General features: G+C 62.8%; 19 protein-coding genes and 2 pseudogenes. 4 read left to right on the plus strand and 17 right to left on the minus strand.

All coding sequences use genetic code 11. The annotated features are described in order from the left end of the window. Positions 1 to 22 precede the first annotated feature (22 nt). The 11 genes from ACGHX3_RS16125 to ACGHX3_RS16175 form a co-directional block, all read right to left on the minus strand. On the minus strand, positions 23 to 775 hold the full coding sequence (locus ACGHX3_RS16125; RefSeq protein ID WP_155944764.1) for a hypothetical protein: 753 nt from the start codon (positions 773 to 775) through the stop codon (positions 23 to 25). A 34-nt stretch (positions 776 to 809) separates the two neighbouring features. Then, positions 810 to 2,135 (minus strand): MFS transporter, encoded by a 1,326-nt coding sequence (locus ACGHX3_RS16130; RefSeq protein ID WP_056881669.1) that lies wholly within the window; start codon positions 2,133 to 2,135, stop codon positions 810 to 812. Between the two features lie 39 nt (positions 2,136 to 2,174). Then, positions 2,175 to 3,038: a methyltransferase, TIGR04325 family gene (locus tag ACGHX3_RS16135; protein WP_081420488.1), complete on the minus strand. Its 864-nt coding sequence runs from the start codon at positions 3,036 to 3,038 to the stop codon at positions 2,175 to 2,177. Positions 3,039 to 3,104: 66 nt separating this feature from the next. Next, positions 3,105 to 3,365, minus strand: coding sequence for a hypothetical protein (locus tag ACGHX3_RS16140; RefSeq protein ID WP_056881671.1), 261 nt, complete (start codon positions 3,363 to 3,365; stop codon positions 3,105 to 3,107). Positions 3,366 to 3,485: 120 nt separating this feature from the next. Further along, a complete protein-coding gene (locus ACGHX3_RS16145) occupies positions 3,486 to 4,130 on the minus strand; it encodes a hypothetical protein (protein WP_056881672.1) in 645 nt (214 codons plus the stop codon). A 24-nt stretch (positions 4,131 to 4,154) separates the two neighbouring features. Further along, positions 4,155 to 4,856, minus strand: coding sequence for a HupE/UreJ family protein (locus ACGHX3_RS16150; protein ID WP_056881673.1), 702 nt, complete (start codon positions 4,854 to 4,856; stop codon positions 4,155 to 4,157). A gap of 106 nt (positions 4,857 to 4,962) precedes the next feature. Continuing rightward, positions 4,963 to 8,151 (minus strand): efflux RND transporter permease subunit, encoded by a 3,189-nt coding sequence (locus tag ACGHX3_RS16155; protein WP_056881674.1) that lies wholly within the window; start codon positions 8,149 to 8,151, stop codon positions 4,963 to 4,965. Positions 8,152 to 8,161: 10 nt separating this feature from the next. Next, positions 8,162 to 9,397, minus strand: coding sequence for an efflux RND transporter periplasmic adaptor subunit (locus tag ACGHX3_RS16160; RefSeq protein WP_056881675.1), 1,236 nt, complete (start codon positions 9,395 to 9,397; stop codon positions 8,162 to 8,164). Beyond that, positions 9,394 to 10,644, minus strand: a complete 1,251-nt coding sequence (locus tag ACGHX3_RS16165) for a TolC family protein (RefSeq protein WP_081420489.1) — start codon at positions 10,642 to 10,644, stop codon at positions 9,394 to 9,396. Before ACGHX3_RS16165 ends, ACGHX3_RS16160 begins: the two co-directional genes overlap by 4 nt. A gap of 66 nt (positions 10,645 to 10,710) precedes the next feature. Beyond that, entirely contained in the window at positions 10,711 to 11,037 is a 327-nt protein-coding gene (locus ACGHX3_RS16170) for a hypothetical protein (RefSeq protein ID WP_155944765.1), read from the minus strand. Positions 11,038 to 11,160: 123 nt separating this feature from the next. Then, positions 11,161 to 11,433, minus strand: a complete 273-nt coding sequence (locus ACGHX3_RS16175; RefSeq protein WP_056881807.1) for a metal/formaldehyde-sensitive transcriptional repressor — start codon at positions 11,431 to 11,433, stop codon at positions 11,161 to 11,163. A gap of 53 nt (positions 11,434 to 11,486) precedes the next feature. Here ACGHX3_RS16175 and dmeF point away from each other — a divergent pair, with 53 nt between their 5' ends. Continuing rightward, positions 11,487 to 12,467, plus strand: coding sequence for a CDF family Co(II)/Ni(II) efflux transporter DmeF (gene dmeF, locus ACGHX3_RS16180; protein WP_056881678.1), 981 nt, complete (start codon positions 11,487 to 11,489; stop codon positions 12,465 to 12,467). After that, positions 12,464 to 12,583 carry a DUF1289 domain-containing protein gene (locus ACGHX3_RS16185; protein ID WP_213605398.1) on the plus strand — a complete coding sequence of 40 codons (120 nt, stop codon included), beginning with the start codon at positions 12,464 to 12,466 and terminating at the stop codon, positions 12,581 to 12,583. Before dmeF ends, ACGHX3_RS16185 begins: the two co-directional genes overlap by 4 nt. Here the strand turns inward: ACGHX3_RS16185 and ACGHX3_RS16190 are convergent. Then, positions 12,562 to 13,455, minus strand: a pseudogene (locus tag ACGHX3_RS16190) (IS3 family transposase); the annotation flags it as partial. The gene ACGHX3_RS16185 and the pseudogene ACGHX3_RS16190 sit on opposite strands and share 22 nt — an antisense overlap. A 58-nt stretch (positions 13,456 to 13,513) precedes the next feature. On the opposite strand from ACGHX3_RS16190, the gene ACGHX3_RS16195 reads away from it, so the two are divergent. Then, on the plus strand, positions 13,514 to 14,668 hold the full coding sequence (locus ACGHX3_RS16195; RefSeq protein WP_054663587.1) for an IS30 family transposase: 1,155 nt from the start codon (positions 13,514 to 13,516) through the stop codon (positions 14,666 to 14,668). A gap of 9 nt (positions 14,669 to 14,677) precedes the next feature. On the opposite strand, the pseudogene ACGHX3_RS16200 reads toward ACGHX3_RS16195, so the two are convergent. Together ACGHX3_RS16200 and ACGHX3_RS16205 are read right to left on the minus strand one after the other, a co-directional pair. After that, positions 14,678 to 14,935, minus strand: a pseudogene (locus ACGHX3_RS16200) (transposase); the annotation flags it as partial. Further along, on the minus strand, positions 14,907 to 15,413 hold the full coding sequence (locus ACGHX3_RS16205) for a hypothetical protein (RefSeq protein ID WP_394695584.1): 507 nt from the start codon (positions 15,411 to 15,413) through the stop codon (positions 14,907 to 14,909). The pseudogene ACGHX3_RS16200 and the gene ACGHX3_RS16205, both read right to left, overlap by 29 nt. A 389-nt stretch (positions 15,414 to 15,802) precedes the next feature. Here ACGHX3_RS16205 and ACGHX3_RS16210 point away from each other — a divergent pair, with 389 nt between their 5' ends. After that, entirely contained in the window at positions 15,803 to 15,907 is a 105-nt protein-coding gene (locus ACGHX3_RS16210; protein WP_394697314.1) for an SEC-C metal-binding domain-containing protein, read from the plus strand. A gap of 29 nt (positions 15,908 to 15,936) precedes the next feature. Here ACGHX3_RS16210 and ACGHX3_RS16215 read toward each other — a convergent pair whose 3' ends face one another. The 3 genes from ACGHX3_RS16215 to ACGHX3_RS16225 form a co-directional block, all read right to left on the minus strand. After that, on the minus strand, positions 15,937 to 17,175 hold the full coding sequence (locus tag ACGHX3_RS16215) for a hypothetical protein (protein ID WP_213605301.1): 1,239 nt from the start codon (positions 17,173 to 17,175) through the stop codon (positions 15,937 to 15,939). A 70-nt stretch (positions 17,176 to 17,245) separates the two neighbouring features. Next, positions 17,246 to 19,282, minus strand: a complete 2,037-nt coding sequence (locus ACGHX3_RS16220) for a DEAD/DEAH box helicase (RefSeq protein ID WP_056881691.1) — start codon at positions 19,280 to 19,282, stop codon at positions 17,246 to 17,248. Further along, positions 19,283 to 19,822, minus strand: coding sequence for a hypothetical protein (locus ACGHX3_RS16225; protein WP_056881692.1), 540 nt, complete (start codon positions 19,820 to 19,822; stop codon positions 19,283 to 19,285). Between the last annotated feature and the right edge of the window lie 7 nt (positions 19,823 to 19,829).

Here is a 19,829-nt window from a genome sequence, read left to right on the forward strand (position 1 = left end):
CACGCTGGAGCGTGGATGCGGCCTATCGGTTGCGCGATCGTCGCGGTCGTTTGTTCGGCCGCTTCCTGAAGGTTGGCAACGCGTCCTGCGTGACCCGCTTGCCCTTGGGATCGGGCGTGGCGATATCGCCCATGCCCACCGCGGACAGCTCCTTGAGCATCAGCATCACGGTGGGAGATCGCCGAATCTCACCGGTGGCCATCGCCACTTGATAGTTGGAGGCAGCGATGTAACAGCACAGCGCGCTCACCAGCTGCAGAGCGATCACCCAGGCCTGCGCCAGCACCGGTACATCGCCGGCGACGACCAGCCAAATCATGTACAGGCTGCCCACGCTCATCAGCAGCAGCGCGGCACACAAAACAAGGGCCCGTGTCTTGGGCGCCGCCACATGGGGGCGTCCGAGCTTGGTCGCGATCCGCGCCACGGCCAGCAGATACACCGGCAGACCCGACACGGCGATCTGCAGCAGCGAGAGCGAGGTGGCTGTACCTGCCAGCCAGAGGCCGGCGATTGTCAGGACCCCCGCTAATAGCATGTCGGCTAGCGAAGGACGCAGCGCGTGCCAGAAGCGTTTCAGGGAGGCCAGATCCCCCTGCGTGGCCGCGAGCCTGACGTCCCATCCGTGCAGCGCGAGCAAGGTAAGGAAGACCGCCCCGATCACCGATCCCAGCCACGCCAGCGCGAAGTGCATCCCGCTCCAGGGCATCACGAAGGCACCGACCGTGCCCAGGCCCACGCCCAGCATGAAGATGGCCGACAGCGCGTAGATCACGTCGCGGTTCCTGACAGGACGCGTGCGTACGCCTTCACTGCGGCCACCGCGAATGCAGGTCGTCGATGACATAGCGGTGGGCATGCTGCTTTCCGCCCTGCCCCAGATGGGCGTGACCCTCGGGCAGCTCCTCGTGGGTATGTGTGATCTGTTCGGGATCACGAGAGCTCCACACCCAGCGGGCCAGCACTGCGCTCAGCAAGGCCACCATGGACAAAATCCCCAACGCTGCTGCAAATCCCAGCTTGGCGCCCAGGAAACCTGCGATCGGGTACGCCAGCAGCCAACACACGTGCGAGAGGGAAAACTGTGCGGCGAACAGGAACGGCAGATCCTCTTCGGCGCCGGAACGACGGATGAGTCGGCCACCGGGCGTTACCAGGCCCGCGTACGACATGCCCAGCAGCAGCCAGATGCCCGCCACGACCGGCCAGGCAGGCTTGCCGCCGACACTGAACCAGTACACGGTGGCCGCGCTCAGCACCACCGTCATCGCCGTGGCGGCCGAGAGCATGATGCGGCGATCGGCGATGCGATCGAGCAGGCGCGGCAGGCACAGAGCCACCAGCATCGAGCCCACGCCGAAGGCGGCCAACAGCCAGGCCACCTCCCGCTCGCCGCCTTGCAACACCGTGCGCGCGACCACGACCGTGTTGACGAACACCATCGCCCCGCCGGCGGCGGCGCAGAGATTGAGCAGCAGCAAGCCGCGCAGGCGTGGCGTGCGCAGGTAGATCTTCATGCCGCGGATGGCCCGCGCGTAGGGACCACCGGCGCTGGCGCTGCGCGTACCGACAGGGAACGTCGTCCACATCACCAGCAGCGCCGACAGCAGGAAGCCGGCCGAGGTGCCCACGAACAATCCTTGGAACGCGATTACCGTCAGCAGCGCGGCGGCCAGGGCCGGACTGAGCAGACTCTCCAGGTCGTAGGCCAGCCGCGAGAGCGACAAGGCCCGGGTGTACTTGGCCTCATCGGGCAGGATCTGCGGGATGACCGACTGGAACAGGGGCGTAAAGCACGCCGAGGCCGACTGCAGCACGGCGATCAGCACGTAGATCTGCCAGATCTCGGTGACGAACGGCAGCGCCAGTGCGACCAGGGCCCGGATCACGTCCAGCCCGATCAGCACGATCTTGCGCCGGTGCGGCGGCACCACCGCACCGGAGACCGGCGAGAGCAGCACGTACACGATCATCTTGATGGCCAGGGCCAGGCCGAGCACCTGCCCGGCCTGATCGCCGGCCAGGTCGTAGGCCAGCAAGGCCAGCGCCACGGTCGCCAAGCCCGTGCCCAGCAAGGCGATGACCTGGGCGGCAAAGAGCTTACGGAAAGTGAGGTTGGTCAGGACATCCAACATGGGAAGACCTCAGCAGTGGTGGCGGCAGTACGGGTATCGCTACAGCCTCTGACGTTCGAAATAGATGCCGGAGTAGGCATTCACTTCGTAGTCCGGCTCGAAGGGCACGCGCAGATGGCGCTCGGGTAGCTCCCAGCGATCGCGTATCTGATAGCCGCGTTCGGCCATCTGTTGCACCAGCGCGGCATCGGACTGGACCCGATACGGACACACCGCCACACCCAGGTTCTGCAAGGTGAAGAACTCGCGGGTGGCATGCAGCGGCGTGAGGTTGAACAGGACATGGCGCGGCGGCGCGATCAGCCGGTCCAGCAACTCGGGCAGGCTGTACTCCAGGTACTGCAGTGCGCCGGTACTGATCAGGACATCGCAGCCGTCGGCGACCTCAGGAATGTGGACGAAGCGCAACTGACCCGACCGATCCCGTCGCGCGGACAACAGCCGACCAGCCTGCAGCACCTTGTCCAGGTCATGGACGTTCCAGATCAGTCCGGCCGGATAGTCGATGTAGCGACCAAAGCCGTAGTAGGCCAAGCCTACGTGTCCGCCCAGATCGAAGATGCGCCTGGCGCCATCAGCAATGAGCTGATGGATCCAGTACAGCGCCGGGTAGTCGCAGGCACGCAGCCGGTTGAGCTGCTGGCGGTACATGATCGTGACCTGATCCAGGTCGTAGCTGGCGGGCAAGACCTCCGAGGACAGGCGCTCGGCATCGAGCAGCGCGTCCTCGTAGCTGCGGTAGATGCCGTAGTACAGATTGCCGTGCTCGTAGGGCTTGGAGAAATACCGTCGATACATCGGTTTGCCGACACGCCGGAGTCCGGGCAGCTCCATCACCTCGCGTGCCAGGCGAACCACGGCGTGCTTGATGCGCCCTTGGTCTGCGCTAGATTGAGCGGACATACCTCACCTCGACAGAGAAGGTGTCCCAAGGCGATCGGGAAGCCGACCGCCTGGGACGGCGAACGATCAGTTGGTCTTCTTGGCTTCCGGGGCCGGCTTCTTGGCGCCGTCGGCCTTGGCCGGCTTTTCCGGCACGCCGCACTTCTGCTTGAGCGCCTTGACTTCAGGGAAGGCGGAGTCGTCGGTGAAACGCTTGGTGTCCTTCAGATCCTCACAGGTCTTGGGGATTTCCTTCTCTTCGTCGTGCGCGCCCGGATGGGCCAGGGCCGACAGCGAGACCAGCGACAGCGCAACCAGGCCGGCAATGGACAGTGAACGAGCTTTCATCTTCAGTTCCTTCGTGATCGGCGCGTGGCCGAGGATGGGTAGGTGTCGCGAGGACCCAGGCTCGCGACGGTGGGTCGAGGCGATGCCACGACCCGCTTAAGGCGCCTGGCCGCCACGGGGTTACATCACGCGCTTGATCTGGGCGTAGTCGCCGGCCGTACGCAGGGTGATCGTCACCGTGGCCTCGCTGCGGTTACGCCAGAACCAGCCGTGGCTGCCGTTGAAGGCCGCTTCCAGCACGCCTTCGTCGGCGGCCACGCCGCGTCCTTTTTCGTAGCTGGTGGATTCGCCGCCGGTACCGCCATCGCCATGGGTGTCGAAGTTCACGACACCGCCCTGCGCGGTCCAGGTGAAGTTCGCCTTTTGACCGGCTGTCATCGCCAACTTGACCTCCGCGCCTTCTCCTGGCGCCAGAACGACCTGCATCTGATCGCGCCATTGCGTGGTGTCCACGGCCGGTGCTGCCGCCGCTGCCGGTGCTGCGGGGCTGGCGGATGAGGCGGCCGATGAGATCGGCGCGCCTGCCGCGGCCGCGGCCGCATCACGTGCGGCATCGGCGGCGGCTTCTTCAGCCAACTGACCCTTGATCTCACCCATCTCGGTTAGCCCGAGCATGCGGCCGACACCGGTGGGGTCGATGGCGTACTCGGACGGCAGCACGACGGTGACCAACAGGACGACGGCCACGATGAAGGCGATGATGGTCGAGCGCAGCAACTGGCGCGAGGACGGCAGATCGGTGTTGAGAGGCTTGCTGTTGTACATGGTGTGTTCTCGCAATGTCTTGAATTAGGAAACGAAGTAGCCAGTGAGCTGCATGCCGATCAGGATGAAACCGGCGCACATCATCGCGACGTTGGCGGTATAGGCGTGCTTCCAGAAGCCGCGCGAGCGGCGCCAGTAGCCCATCACAATCAGGATTGCGCCCAAGGCCAGCAGCTGGCCGATTTCCACGCCGACGTTGAAGGCCAACAGGTTGGGCACCAGACCATCGGGAGAGATGTCGTACTCGATGATCTTGGTCGACAGGCCAAAGCCGTGGAACAGACCGAAGATCAACGTGGCCGCCTTGGTGTTGGGTTGAAAACCCAGCCAGCGTTGGTAGGCGCCCATGTTGTCCAGCGCCTTGTAGACCACCGACAGGCCGATGATCGCGTCGATCAGGAAGCTGTTGATGCCCACGTTGAAGTACACGCCCAACAGCATCGTGGTGGAGTGACCCACCGCGAACAGCGTGACGTACAAGGCGATCTGCTTCATGCGGTACAGGAAGAAGATCACGCCCAGCAGGAACAGGATGTGGTCGTACCCGGTGGCCATGTGCTTGGCGCCCAGGTAGGCAAACGACAGCAGGTGCACCCCGCTGATTTCCTGGATGTAGCCCTTATCACCTTCGGCTACGGCATGGGCCAGCGCGCCGTTGGCGGTGAACAACAACAGCAGCAGGCCCGCCAACAGAACCAGCGTGCGCGTGGTGGAGGCGGAGATCATGCCGCCCCATCCGGAGGGTTTGTAGAGAAGTGAGTTCATTCGCATCTATAGGTATGTGGAAGGGATCAGGAGGGGGTGGAGCGCACGCGCGCCCCACCCCACTGGATTACGGGGCGCTCGGAACGTGCTCGACTTTCGGCGGCGCCTCGGCGCGCGGCTCTTCCTTGCGATGGACCATGCGGTACAACGCCGGCAGGACCAGCAAGGTGAGCAAGGTGGAGGAGATGATGCCGCCGATGACCACCGTGGCCAGCGGACGCTGCACCTCGGCACCGGTGCCGACGTTGAGCGCCATCGGCACGAAGCCCAGGCTGGCCACCAGCGCAGTCATCAACACCGGCCGCAGGCGCGTCAACGCTCCTTCGACCACCGCCTCGTGCAAGGACTTGCCGTCCTCACGCAACTTGCGGATGAAGGTGATCATCACCAGGCCGTTGAGCACCGCCACACCGGACAGGGCGATAAAGCCCACGCCTGCCGAGATGGAGAACGGGATGCCGCGTAGCACCAATGCCATCACACCGCCGGTCAGCGCCAGTGGCACACCGCTGAAGACGATCGCCGAGTCCTTGGCCGATCCAAAGGCCATGAACAGCAGGCCGAAGATCATGACCAGCACCACGGGTACCACGACCGTCAAACGCTCACTGGCCGAGATCAACTGCTCGAACGTACCGCCGTACTCGATCCAATAACCGTCAGGCAGCTCCACTTCGCTGGCTACCTTGCCGCGCAGCTCTTCGACAAAGGAGCCCAGATCGCGACCCCGCACATTGGAGGTGATCACTACGCGGCGCTTGCCGTTCTCGCGACTGACCTGGTTGGGCCCCAGCTCAATGGCGATCTTGGCTACCGCACCCAACGGGACCGAGGATGGCAACGCCATGCCTTGAGTACTGGCATCACGCTGTGCCGGCACCATGATCGGCAGTGCAGCGAGCACCTTCAGATCCTGGCGCTTGCCTTCGGGCAGTCGCACGACGATGTCAAAGCGTCGATCACCCTGGAACAGCTGGCCCGCGTTGGCGCCGCCCAGGGCGGCAGCCACCGTGTCCTGGATGTCGGCCACGGCCAAGCCGTAGCGCGCCAAGGCGGCACGGTCCGGGTCGATGACCAACAGCGGCAGGCCGGTGACCTGCTCCAGCTTCACGTCGGCATTGCCTTCGATTCGACTGGCCACGTCTTCGACCTGCGAGCCCAGGGCTTCCAGCTGCGCCATGTCATCGCCGAAGACCTTGACCGCCACTTCCGCGCGCACGCCGGCGATGAGCTCGTTCATGCGCATCTGCACCGGCTGGGTGAACTCATAGTTGTTGCCGGGGATGGCGCGAACGGCCTTCTCCAGCTCGGCTACCAGCTCGGCCTTGGGCTTGCGCGGATTGGGCCACTCATCCCGATCCTTGAGCATGATGAAGGTGTCGGCCACCGAGGGTGGCATCGGATCGGTGGCCACCTCGGCCGTACCGAGCTTGGCCACGACCTTGTCGACCTCCGGGAAGGCCTTGATGACCGTCTCCAACTGCTCCTGCATGCCCACGGCCTGGGTCAGGCTGGTGCCGGGAATGCGCAAGGCGTGCAAGGCGATATCACCCTCGTCCAGGTTCGGAATGAACTCCGTGCCCAGTCGCGTGGCCAGCACACCGCACAGCACCACCAACACTGCTGCCGCCGAGACCACCGCCACCCGCATAGCCAATGCCTTTTCCAGCAATGGGCCGTACAGGCGCGACATACCGCGCATGATCTTGGTTTCCTTCTCCTCGACCTTGCCGGTGACGAACTGGGCCACCGCGGCCGGAACGAAGGTCAGCGACAAGGCCATCGCCGCGGTCAGCGCCATCACCACGGTAATCGCCATCGGGTGGAACGTCTTACCTTCCACACCGGTCAGGGCGAAGATCGGCAGATACACCGCCGCGATGATGAACAAGCCGAACAGGCTGGGCTTGATGACCTCGGCACTGGCCACGGCGGCCAGATCGAATCGCTCCTCACGGGTGAGCAGACGGCCCAACTGGTGCTGCCGTTCGCCGAAGCGACGCAGGCAGTTCTCCACGATGATCACCGCACCGTCCACGATCAGACCGAAGTCCAGTGCACCCAGGCTCATCAGGTTGGCCGAGACCCGGTTCTGCACCATGCCGGTGATGGTCAGCAGCATCGCCACCGGAATGACCGCCGCGGTGATCAGCGCCGCGCGGATATTGCCCAACAGCAGGAACAGCACCGCGATGACCAGCAGCGCGCCCTCGAGCAGGTTCTTCTGCACGGTGGCGATACTGCGATCGACCAGGTTGGTGCGATCGTAGATCGCCTTGGCAGTCACGCCCTTGGGCAGGCCGGCTTCGATCTGCTTGAGCTTCTCGCCAGCGCGCTGGGCCACTTCGCGACTGTTCTCGCCTACCAGCATGAATACCGTACCCAGCACGACCTCATGGCCGTCCTTGGTCGCCGCACCGGTGCGCAGTTCCGAGCCGATATGCACATCGGCCACGTCCTGCACCTTGAGCGGCAGTCCTTCGCGGGTCGCCACCACCACCTGACGCAGGCCGGCCTCATCGCCGATCTGACCGGGGATGCGGATCAGGTTCTGCTCACCGCCCCGCTCGATATAGCCGGCGCCGGTACTGGCGTTGTTGCGCTCCACCGCCGTGAGCAGGTCATCGATACTCAAATCGAAGGCCAGCAACTTGGCAGGATCCGGCGTGATGTGGAACTGCTGGACATTGCCGCCGATGGTGTTGACCTCGGTGACGCCTTTCAGATTACGCAGCTGCGGGCGAATGACCCAGTCCTGCAACGTACGTAGATCGGTCGATGTCCACTCGGTGCCATCGGGCTTCCTGGCGCCGGCATCGGCCTCGACCGTGTACATGAAGATCTCACCCAGACCGGTGGCGACCGGACCGAGCGTGGGCTTCACGTCAGCGGGTAATTGCGAGGCGGCTTGTTGGAGCCGTTCGCTGACCTGCTGTCGGGCGAAGTAGATGTTGGTACCGTCTTCGAACACCACCGTGACCTGGGACAGGCCATAGCGGGAAATCGAGCGGGTGTATTGCATGCCGGCCATGCCGGCCAAGGCGGTCTCAACGGGAAACGTTACCCGTTGCTCGGCTTCAAGCGGTGAGTAGCCGGGCGCCTCGCTGTTGACCTGGACCTGCACATTGGTGATGTCAGGCACGGCGTCGATGGGCAGACGCCCATAGTTCCAGACGCCCAGCGCACTGACGGCTAACACCAACAGCAGGACCAGCCAGCGATGCGCGATCGCGGCTCTTATGACGCGTTCTAGCATTGTCCTGTCCTCAGTGGTCGTGGCTGGCGCCAGACTTGTCGACGTCCGCCTTGATCAGAAAGCTCTGCTCACTGACGTAGGGCGTGTTGGGTTTCAGACCCCCAAGCACTTCGACAAACTCACCATCGCGTGCGCCCAGTTCGAGCATGCGCACCTCGTAGGTCTCCCCTACCTGGGCAAAGACCACGGTGAAATCGCGAAAGCGTTGAAGGCCCGACTCTTTGACCGCCAGCGGGACCTCGCGCGAGGCCACCGTCACCTCTGCCGAGACCGCCATGCCCGGGCGCCAGCGCCCTTCGGCGTTGGGCAGGGTCACGCGTGCCACCACCGTCTGGCCGGTGGCCAGCGGCAGCAGCGTCTCGATCGTGCCTTCGGCACTGGTACCGCCCGTGGCCGAGGAGACCTTGACCTGCTGGCCGGGCGTGATCTTTTCCGCATCCGGACCAATGGCGCGCAAGTCGACCCACACATCCGACATGTTGGCGATCTCCACCAGCGTGTTGGTATCGGCCACATCGCCCACGTTGGTCGGGCGTTGCAACACAATGCCATCGAAGGGCGCGGTGACGGCGTAGGTGCGCATGCTGTCGTTGCCCTCGACCGTGACCAGCGTCTGGCCACGCTTGACGCGATCGCCCTGCTGGACCTGGACCGAGCGCACGATGCCGGGGAAGCGTGCCTTGACCTGCGCGCGCCGGTTGTCATCCACGGCCACATTGCCCATCACCTGGATGGTCTCGCGGATCACCACCGGTCCGGCGTTCTCGACGACCACGCCGCCGTCTTTGGCGGCTTGGGCCGGGATCGTCGTGCGGCCTTCATAGGAGTCGTAAGTCCAAGTATGGGTTTTCCCCGCGTACTGGGCTTTGACTTCCACATCGAAGGAATGCGGCTCGGTCACCTGGCCGCTGCCGGTCAGGTACTGGTCTTCAGGCGTGAAGGTGAAGATATTGGTTTCCCCGTCCAATCGCTTGAGCGTCACGGTGGGAACCACTTCGCTTGGCTTGATCAGCTTTCCATCTTTGTAGGCATACAAACGATACTGAGGTGGAACGTTAGTTTCGAAGATCGTGACTTCGATGGCGAAATCCCCATCACGCAGCATGCGGCCGCGATTGGGACCGCGCTCGTAGTCGCCGCTGGCCGGGGCCGCTTCAGCGGCGGCTTCACCGGCCTTGGATGCCGGTTCACCGCCGCACGCCACCAACAGCAAAGGCAACAGCAAGAGAGTGAGATGACGACTCATGGAAAGGTGTCCTGGGTGGTTGCGGTGAGCCGATCGAGCTCCACCAGCAAGGTGTGATAGCGCGCATAGGCCTCGACGAGGCGCTCGCGCAGTTCAAAGAGCGTGGTCTGCGCCTGGGAGAGCGAGAGAAATGAGAACCGCCCTGCTTCGAAGCCGCGCCGGGTAAAGGCCAGGGCTTGCTCGGCTTTGGGCACCACACGTCCGCGCAACGACTCCACCTCGGTGCGTGCATGGCCCAGTTCCTGGTACTTCTCAAAGACCAGTTGATGGCGCTCGAACTGCTCGGCTTTTCGGCGCGCTTCGATGGCCGCCAGTTGCGCGTCGGCTTCGGCGATGGAGTACCCCGCCCGCGTGCGGCTGCCCAACGGTACGGACACCGACATCACCAGACCTTGATCACTGGGCCCTTCCAGACGACGCACGCCGACGTTGAAGTTCAGATCGGGTTTGCGAGCCGCCTCAGCGATACGACGACGGGCTTCGGCCAGGCGAGCCTCACGCGAGAAGGCTTGCTGATCGATCGTGTTCGGCAAGCGCGCCAGCAGCGTGTCCAGCGGTTCGACCTCGGGCAGATCGGTCAGATCAGCAGCCACCGTGTCGAAGTCCGGGATCGTGTCGCCCCAGGTCGCGGCCAAGGTGGTGCGGGCGCTGCTGAGCTCGTGCTCGGCATGCTCACGATCCAGCTCTGCGTTGGCCACGACGATTTCAGCCGCACGCAGATCCGACTCGGGGTTGCGTGCGGCCCAGACCCAGCCTGCTACCTCGCGGCGCGTACGCTCGGCTTGGCGAACGCGTTCGTTGGCAAAGTCCAGGCGCTGCTGATCCACTGCGACTTCGATGAAGCGGGCCGCCGTGCGACTGGTCAGTTCGATACGCGTGGCGTCGGCAGCGGTTTGCTGCTGATCGATCTCGGCAGCGCCCAAGGCCTGGCGAGCGGCGCGCTTGCCGCCCAACTCGATCAGACGGCCGATCCGCAAGGTGCTTTCGGCCGAATTCACTCCGCTGAGTGAACCGGTACCGCCCACGTTCTCCAGTTCGCCGGTGACGAAGTACTGCGGGGCCAAGCCCTCGCGCTCGGCGCGGGCACGGACGGCATCGAGTTGAGCTGCTTCGGCCGCTAGGGCCGGATTTGCACCTAAGGCGCGGGAAACCGCCTCCTGCAGGCGCAGAGGTTCAGTGGCGTGTGCCCATGGCACAACACCACAGGCTCCGGCCAAGGCCAGAACCCATGCATAACACAAGTTCACGGAACATCTCCGATTGGTTGATGGACAGACGTACTCAGGCCGCGCTAACGGCGGCCGGCCCTGTCATCAGGCAATCGGAGGTCTAAACGGCGAAGAGAGTCGCTGGGGAAGCGAAGAAGCCGGCGTCCACTGCAGACGCTGAGAGGCAGCCACTTCGACGGGCGGCAGGCGGAAACTGGTGAGCAGGCCGGAGGAAGAACCCGAATCGGCCTGGTGCATCAGCAGGTGCGTGCCCGAGGCGTGGTCTTGGTCGTGATCGGCATCGAGGGCATCGCCAGGATGGCCGTGGCCGTGCTCGCTCGCGACTTCGGCCGCATGCGCGGCCCCGTGGATTTCACCCACGAAATTCAGTGCCGGCCGCACGAGAACGCCCAGCACCAGCAGCAACAGCATGCTGACGTGCAAGACACTCTTGGCGCGGGCGGAAAACCGGATCACTGCATTAGCCTACGGGGTTAAGGACGGGCCTGTCCAGCACAGACGTTCGGGAAAGCAGCACCCACCAACGGTCTGCGATCAACGGGCATAACGGGTCAGCAAGTCCATGATGGCGCCGGCTTCCTTGGCCCGCTCGGCCTCGGTTTCGGCGGTCACCACATGCTCGCTCAGATGACCGGCGAGCACTTCCATCATCAGCGCATGCATGGCGCCCTTAGCCGCGGCAATCTGGATCAGCAGATCACCGCAGTCGCCTTCGGCTTCCAGTGCGCGCTCCAATGCCGCGACCTGACCGCCGATGCGGCGAACGCGGGTGAGCAGCTTCTTTTTGTCGCGGTGGGTATGCGCCATGGAAGCGATCATATACCCTATGGGGGTATCCAGCAACCCATCCCTGCCCCGTCATGAACCTCGATGCCCTGGCCGCTACGCGGCGCCATTCCCACGCCTTCGACCAAGGCAACCCGCTCGCCGAGCGCAACACGCGTCGGGCCATGATCCTGACCCTGATCATGATGGTCGTGGAGATCACCGGAGGCTGGTGGTACAACTCGATGGCCGTGTTGGCCGATGGATGGCACATGAGCTCCCACGCGTTGGCACTGGGCCTGTCGGTCTTCGCCTACGCCTGTGCGCGCCGCTTCGCGCAGGACCGTCGCTTTGCCTTCGGCACGTGGAAGATCGAAATCCTGGGCGGTTACACCAGCGCAATCCTGCTGCTGGGTGTGGCAGGCCTGATGGCCTTCCAGTCCATCGAGCGCCTGTTCCGCCCCAGCACCATCCACTACGAGCAGGCCATTGCCATTGCCATCGTGGGCCTGGCGGTCAACCTGCTGTGCGCCTGGTGGCTGCGGGATCACCATGATCACGGGCACGGGCACGACGATCACCATCACCATCACCATCACCATGAGCATCATGGCGATCACGGACACAGCGCCCATCACGATCTGAACCAGCGCTCGGCTTACCTGCATGTCATCGCCGATGCGGCGACCTCCGTGTTGGCGATCATCGCGCTGCTGGGTGGCATGTACTTCGGTGCGGCCTGGCTGGACCCGGTGATGGGGCTAGTGGGCGCGGCCCTGGTCTCGGTGTGGGCCTGGGGCCTGATTCGCCAGACCAGCAAGGTCTTGCTCGATGCGCAGATGGATGCTCCCGTAGTGGAAGAAATCCGCGAAGCCATCGAGCAAGGCTCGGTGCCGGCGCGTATCAGCGATCTGCACGTCTGGCAGGTAGGCCGTGGCAAGTTCGCCTGTGTGGCCGAGGTCGTGACCGAAGATCCCGTGCATCCGGATCATTTCAAGCATGCCTTGGCCATTCACGAGGAGATCGTGCACGTGACCATCGAGGCGCGGACCGCGCTCAGTGAAACGCCGCGATGAGCCGCCCCTCCCCTTGCACGGACATCTGCCAGTTCGATCGGAAGACCGACGTATGCGTGGGCTGCTTTTGGACCGGCCAGAGTTCTGTAGACACTCAGTTGCCGCTCTGCGCGTAGCGCCTTTCAAACTCTACCGGTGACAGTCCGCCAGCGGAACCATGCCGGCGGATCGGGTTGTAGAACATCTCGATGTAGTCGAACACGTCCGATGCTGCCATGGCGCGTGTCGGGTAGATCCGTCGCTTGATCCGCTCCTTCTTCAAGACGCTGAAGAAACTCTCTGCAACGGCATTGTCGTGGCAGTTCCCGCGACGACTCATGCTCGGCACCATCCGGTGCGCTTTCAGGAACGACTGCCAATCGCTGCTGGTGAACTGACAGCCCTGATCCGAATGCACCAGCACGCCTGGGCCCGGCTTGCGCCGCCAAGCCGCCGCCACCAGCGCCTGCAGCACCAGATCGCTGGTCATCGTCGGCGCCGTCGCCCAGCCCACGATCTGGCGCGAATACAGGTCCATCACTGCCGCCAGGAACAGCCAACCCTCGTAAGTGCGGATGTAGGTGATGTCCGTGACCCAGACCTTGTTCGGGGCCTCTGGCGTGAAGTCCCGGTTGAGCACATTGGTCACCAGGCCCACGGGGCCGCCGCGATGGCGCGGCTTGCGGCCATACCCGACCTGCGCACGCAGGCCTTCTGCCTTCATCAGCCTAAGGACGCGGTGCCGGCTGCAGCGCTCGCCGGCCTCGCGCAGGTCCAGGGTGATCTTGCGGTAGCCGTACACCGTGCCGCTGGCCAGCCAGTGGTGCTTGATCAGTCCCAGCAGACGCTGATCCTCGCGCTCGCGAGCGCTGGCGCCATGGCGCAGCCAGGCGTAGTAGCCGCTGCGCTGCACGCCAAGCACCCGGCACATCGCCACCAGACGGAACTCGCGGACGTGCGCACGCATGAACGCGTACTTCGCCCTTACCCCTTGGCAAAGTACGCGGCGGTGAGTTCAACCCGTCAATGCAACATGATCAACAGTTGCACTGATAGGAGCGAACGATATGGCAAGGATGGGACGGCCCGGCATGTCTCGAGCCCAGAAGCGAGATCTATGGCGACGATGGAAGGGCGGCCAGTCGCTCAGCGACATTGCCCGCTTCTTTGACAAGAATCCGGGTTCGATTTTCGGGGTTCTGGCCGCGCAAGGCGGGATCGCGCCGAGGGAACGTCGCCGATCCGCCCGGTCGCTGAGCTTAATGGACCGCGAAGAGATATCTCGATGCCTAGCTTCTGGCCAGTCGTTTCGCCAGATTGCGCTCAGCCTAGGGCGGCCTACCTCGACGATTAGCCGGGAAGTGGCACGGCATGGTGGCCGTGACCGATATCGGGCCGCACATGCCGATGAGGCCGCTTGGGAGGCAGCCCGGAGGCCACAGTCTTGCCGGTTGGCCGATAACCCTCGTCTGCGCTGGTTGGTGGCTTGCAAGCTGGGCCAGCAGTGGTCGCCGGAACAGATCGCCGGCTGGCTTAAGCTGAGGTTCCCGCTCAACCAGGCACTGCAGGTGTCGCACGAAACGATCTACCGGAGCTTGTTCATCCAGGCGCGCGGCCTGCTCAAGAAGGAACTCCTGGCGCACCTGCGCACGCGTCGCCGTATGCGCCACTCAAAGCTGGCCACCGCGACGCCTCGCGGCGGGATTATCGACGCGGTATCGATTCGGGAGCGTCCGGCGGAGGTCGAAGATCGCGCCGTGCCAGGGCATTGGGAGGGTGATCTGATCACGGGCAGCAACAATTCCCACATCGCGACGCTTGTGGAACGGCACTCGCGCTTCGTGATGCTGGTGAAAGTGAAGGGTAAGGACACCAGCAGCGTCGTCTCGGCGCTGAGCCGGCAAGTGAAAACACTGCCAACCGCGCTGCGAAAATCGCTGACGTGGGATCGAGGCGGTGAGATGGCCAGCCACAAGAACTTCACCGTGGCGACCGACACGCAGGTCTACTTCTGCGATCCGCAAAGCCCTTGGCAGCGCGGTTCGAACGAAAACACCAATGGCCTTCTGCGGCAGTACTTCCCCGACGGCACGGATCTATCCCGCCATTCGCAGGCATTCTTGAACAAGATCGCCAGACGTCTCAACGAAAGACCTCGTAAGACCTTGGGCTTCCAGACGCCAGCCGCTAAGCTGAGCCAAGCCGTTGCGTCGACGGGTTGAACTCACCCCGGCTTTTTTTAGGATGTCGCGCTCCTCGGTCACCCGCCGCAGCTCGGCCTTGAGCCGGCGGATCTCGGCTGAGTCGGTCGGCGCTGCTGCAGCACCGGATGCCGGTGTCGCCTTCCTGGCGGCCTGCACCCATCCATAGAGCGTGTGCTTGGGAATACCGATCCGGGAGGCGACGTCCACCACCGTGAAGCCACGCTCGATCACCTGCTTCACCGCCTCTGCCCGGAACTCATCCGTGTACTGCTTGCTGTTGCCCATAAACACCTCGGTCATTGCCATCAATTATGGCAACCGGATGTCTACGAAAGGCTGGCCGGTCCATCTCCAGACGCCGGATCGCATCGCGCACGAATGAAACCGCCGGCGTTAGCGCGTACTCGGGGTGAGCGATGACCTGCTCTGGCGGAAACAACCACACCAGTCCGTTCAAGCGCGTATCGCCCAGAAGCCGGTGCAAGTGGCGGCCAACCACCGTACGGAAGTGCTCGAACTGGCGTGCATCCCAGAAATAAACTTGCAGGGTGGCCTTCTTCAGATCCTCGTGGTCTGGGTCGGCCTGCGCCTTGTCGATCAGGTCGGCGAGGTAGTACATGACCCGCTGGAGCCCTTTGAACTCCTCATCCATCTCACGGCGTTCAACGGTCCAAGCTTCAGGACGCTGCTTCGGCTCGTCTGTAGGCACATACGGTTTGGGTTCGCTGCCGTAGTTGCGCTGCGCGCGGTAGTTGCCGTACACCGAGAAGCCCGTGGTGAATCCTGTGGCGGCATCGAAGTTAAGAAAAATGTACGCGCTCCGATCTCAACCGGCTGATTGACGGGCAGGCGCAGCAGGCCGCCCGTGATGGCAAGCCGCACAGCCTCGCGCTCATGTTCGCGGATAAGAGTGGACTCACGGTGCTGATCAGTGCGGAAAATGACCTAGAGGCGTCTCAGAGGCTGGCCGTGCTGACGACGCGCCGAAAATACCTGCAGAAGGCCGACCTATGGTTCGGCCTGTGCCTGGCCCCAGACCAGGCCCGGCTAAGATTCGGCATGCGACTGGCAGAACCTTGGCATCAGGATGATCAACTCGATGCCGCTGTGGCCCGAGAGGAACAGGTCCCGCCAGTGTCACGGAATGCCGCCATGAGGCAAGTGCTTCGAGGCGGAGAAGGCAACCAAAAAATCGGTCGAAATGATCCTTGCCCATGCGGTAGCGGACGAAAGTGGAAGAAGTGCTGCGGCCCATGAATTCCGAGTAGTCGCTGGCGCCGTGCGCCCTATCGCAACTTCTTCTTTCCGCCTTTCGGGTTAGCAGGAGCGCCTCGTCGAGATAGCTCCGCCCGCAGCGCAGCGTTCTCCGCCTTGGCTACTGCGAGCTCTGATTCGGCTTCTTCCAAGCTCGTTCGCAGCTCATGTGTGTGGTCTTTATGCGTACTGGCATGGACTGCTCGCTGATAGGCCACTTGAGAGGACAAGCTCCTGTGCCCCAGCCTATGAGCGGTGCCGTGCATGACATCCTCCATCGCGGTCGAGTAGCCGCCCGCGCGCCGCGAGGAAAGATCGTCGCGCGTGGAATCCTCTGCATACTTGCGACGAAACGAGTGAACGCCCGCGCCGCGACCGGCCTCAACCCCAATTTTCCTGAAAGCAGAGCCAATCATCTGCGTTATCGTCTTGTTGCCCAGGGGCGTGCCGGTTTTCCCACTCACGAAGAGTCGACCCTTCGCTTCTTTCTCACTCCATCCCCCCTGAATCAGCCAGCGCTCTCGCCATTGAATGAATCGTGAGATGCGTAGAGCAAGCGTTAGAGGAACGCCAAATGAGTCAGAGTGTCCGCCTTTCTGAATCGCGGGTCGGATCGGAACGCCATCGCCAGGCATTTTCTCATTCGGATGCGTTGGAAAGTCACCGCTCTCCAGAAACGTCATTGTGCCGGCACGCCAACCTACACGTGATGCGAGCTCAAGAATGATGAGGTTTCGCTCAGCGATGAAAGGGTCGTTTGCCTCGGACAGGACTTCCGCGACCTTCCTTTTGTCTTGGCCGCTCGCAAAGTACTGAGCACCCGATCGATTCCCCAATCTCCCGAACAGCAGCGGATAGGCATTCTTGTCCAGACCACTTTTCCGTTTACTGTTAGCCGAGGGCATGTTGAGTGTCGATTTGATCGGCGCGTCTTCGCCGGGCCCAAGAATCGTTCCGCATCGCTCCGTCCGCTCTGCCCAAGCGTAGTAGCGGTAGATCCACTTGAGCTGGATATTGACCGTTCGCTTTGCTGCGTTCTCTTTCCCCTTGCCACGCACCGATGCTTTCACCCGCTTAAGCGCAAGATCTTTGAATCCCCGTAGCTTGGCATTGTCGGCATCCTTCCAACTGGCGCTTGTGCCGTCCAGAAATCGCAGCCACGCCAGCAACGCGTATGACACTGCTTGCACCTTGGATGTGTACGCTTGGCTCGATCCACTCTTGGCCTCGGTCTCGGCGACATAGCACACGTAGTCATGAAACTCGTCCATGAGACGTAGCTTCGCGTTGTAGAAGACTGGCAAACGCTCAGTGCCGACTCCTACCCACTCCACCAAAGCTTCAGTCCTCGTCACCGAGCATCTCCATGATCTCCATGACAGTGGACATACCTACTTGGCGATTCATCAGAAGGCTACCGGCGCTGCCATGCTGGCGAGCACCGGCGTCTGAGACATCCCCAATGCCGCGTATTCTCATGTCGTGTTCGGCAAGAACGAATCCATCGTTGGTATCAACCAGCGCCTGTAGCCTTACATCTGCATCTAAACCCACCGCGCGGGGCAGGTACAAGTAGCAGTGACCCTCTCCCCCCTCCCGTGCCAAGCGCCCACGCAACTGGTGTAGCTGCGACAGACCAAAGCGTTCTGCATGGACGATAACGACGCCTCGCAGATTGGCAATGTTCAAGCCCACCTCAACCACGGTTGTGGCGACTAAGATGCGGGCAGCGCCCGTTGCCATGTCTTCGAAAGCCTGGTGTACATCCGCCTCACCCGAGGCCCCATGCAGGGCGCGCACTAATCCAGGGAACATGGTGCTCCACTTATGTGCCACGCGCGCCACCGATGGAAGGTCAGGCCCTTCATCGTCCTCCCCCTCCTCCCTCCGAGGACACACGATCAGAACTCGAGCGCCTGCATTCAGCAGGCTCCTGAGATGCTCAACCATGTCCGATGTGCCGTTTCGATGCACAATCTGGGTACGGATGTCTTGCGGACTGTGGCGTTCCGTCAATCGCAGCACATCCAACTTCCCGTACAGCAGCATGGCCTGTGTGCGAGGAATAGGAGTGGCGCTGATCTCGACAACATGCGTTCCATCCTTTACCAAGGCACGTCGCTGCTCCACCGAGAAGCGATGCTGCTCATCGATGACGCACACATCCAAGTGGCCAATGTCACGAAACAGTAGGGCCGTTGTTCCGACGAGCCAACGCGCGTTCGTCATCGCTCGATCATTCGTCTTCCCGGTAACCAGGGCGGCATCGAACTCAGGAAATAGACGACAGATCTCCTGATGAGCCTGCACAGCCAGTCGTTCGTTGGGCAGGAGAACGGCCGCGCGTGCAGCCGAACGGACAGCGGAGGCAACCGCCATTTGGTAGACGATCGACTTCCCCATGCCGACATCGGCATTGATTAAGGTAGAGGACGCCTCTGTCCCACCAAAGCGCTCTGTCAGGCGATCGACCGCCCTAGCCTGCTCGTGCGTGAGGACAAAAGGCGCACGCGATGCGAGATCCTGCCAAGGCGAGAGGGCCAGCGGCTTTCTCACCGCGACTGGACACTGCTTGGCTGCCCTAAGATCCCCCACCGTGATGAGCGCTGACAAACGCTCAAGGTGCCATTGCGCGCGCTCTCCCACGTCCGGCGACGAAGGGAAGTGGGCTCTAACCAGCAAGTCCTCTAGGGTTCCTTCGGGCCTTCCCAGCAGTCTTCTCAGTTGCCCGTCGCTCACAAAGGCTCGTGCCCTTGCTCGGAGTTCTGCAGCACACAGGGGGATGGTAGACGGCAGTAGAGCTGCCATGACTCGACGGGCCATGGCCAGGGACAGCACCCGCGCCTTGCCTGGGTAGTGGGGCACTACCGCACCAATCAGACTCTGATCCAGCAATGTCGGATTGTTCAAATAGACATGCGCGCCCACCTGGGTAAGCGTACCCGCGAGTGCGATCGGCCCCTCGGACTCTTCGAGTGTCTTCTGCAGCGTTCGCGCATCGCCGAAGACCGAGAAACGTAGCTGCATCCCCTCCTCATCAAGGAGTGCCCCTTGCGCTTGCGGGCTGCGCTTGCCTCCCCAGCGCCCTGCACCCCACTTCGTACGCATGTTGCCTGCGTAACGTCCCACAACTACAACTTCCTGTCCCTGGCCGGTAAGGCCAAAGAAGCGCTCAATGGGTACTCGCGCATCTAGATAGCGCGACGGAAGGTAGAGCGGTACCTGCCACCGCTCCACCAGGCCCGTGGACTGGAGCTTTTTAAAGCCCTTCGCGGGCTCTATACCCGCACCCAGAGCCACAGCAAGTGCCAGGCCAGGAGCGAGGTCATGATGGTGATACATGGCGGTGATTTGCTGTCTCTGTTCTGGCGGCATCATCTATCGAACCGACTTGAGGCTCGTCGTCTTACGCAAGGTCTTAGTTAGCGCTGCGATTTGCTCATGTGCCTGAGCCAGTTCGCGCTCTTTCTCCCTTAGCAGCCCCAAGGTTCCCTGGTGCGCCCTCTTCTCGGCACCGAGATCTCTCCGGGCCGTGCGGACTTCGGCTCTTGCCTGACGATACCCCAGTAGTGCTCCGGCGCGCTTAGCGCGCTCGACCTCCGCCTTCTCCTTTGCATCTTCCACAGCAAGCTCAGGATTCAAGGCTCTCCGACAAGCTTCGGCTGTGACCTCCAACTGGCGAAGCAACTGGTTGATAGCCAGATGCAGCGAGGCATTAGATTTGAGCGTTTGGAACGCCGTCTTGCGAAGAAGCGGTTCGGACTCACGGACCGCCGCAGAGTTCTGACTACCATCCCAGGCACTGAAGCTCCGAAGACTGGTCGGATACCACTCAAGCTGTTTTGGATGCTCCGAGCCGACGCACACGGGAACTCCATCACGCGCCCAGCGCGTCATGAGATCCTTCTTTGCACTCATGGCAAGA

Origin of the sequence: Pseudoxanthomonas japonensis (genome assembly GCF_043632995.1) — a bacterium.
GTDB lineage: Bacteria > Pseudomonadota > Gammaproteobacteria > Xanthomonadales > Xanthomonadaceae > Pseudoxanthomonas_A > Pseudoxanthomonas_A japonensis.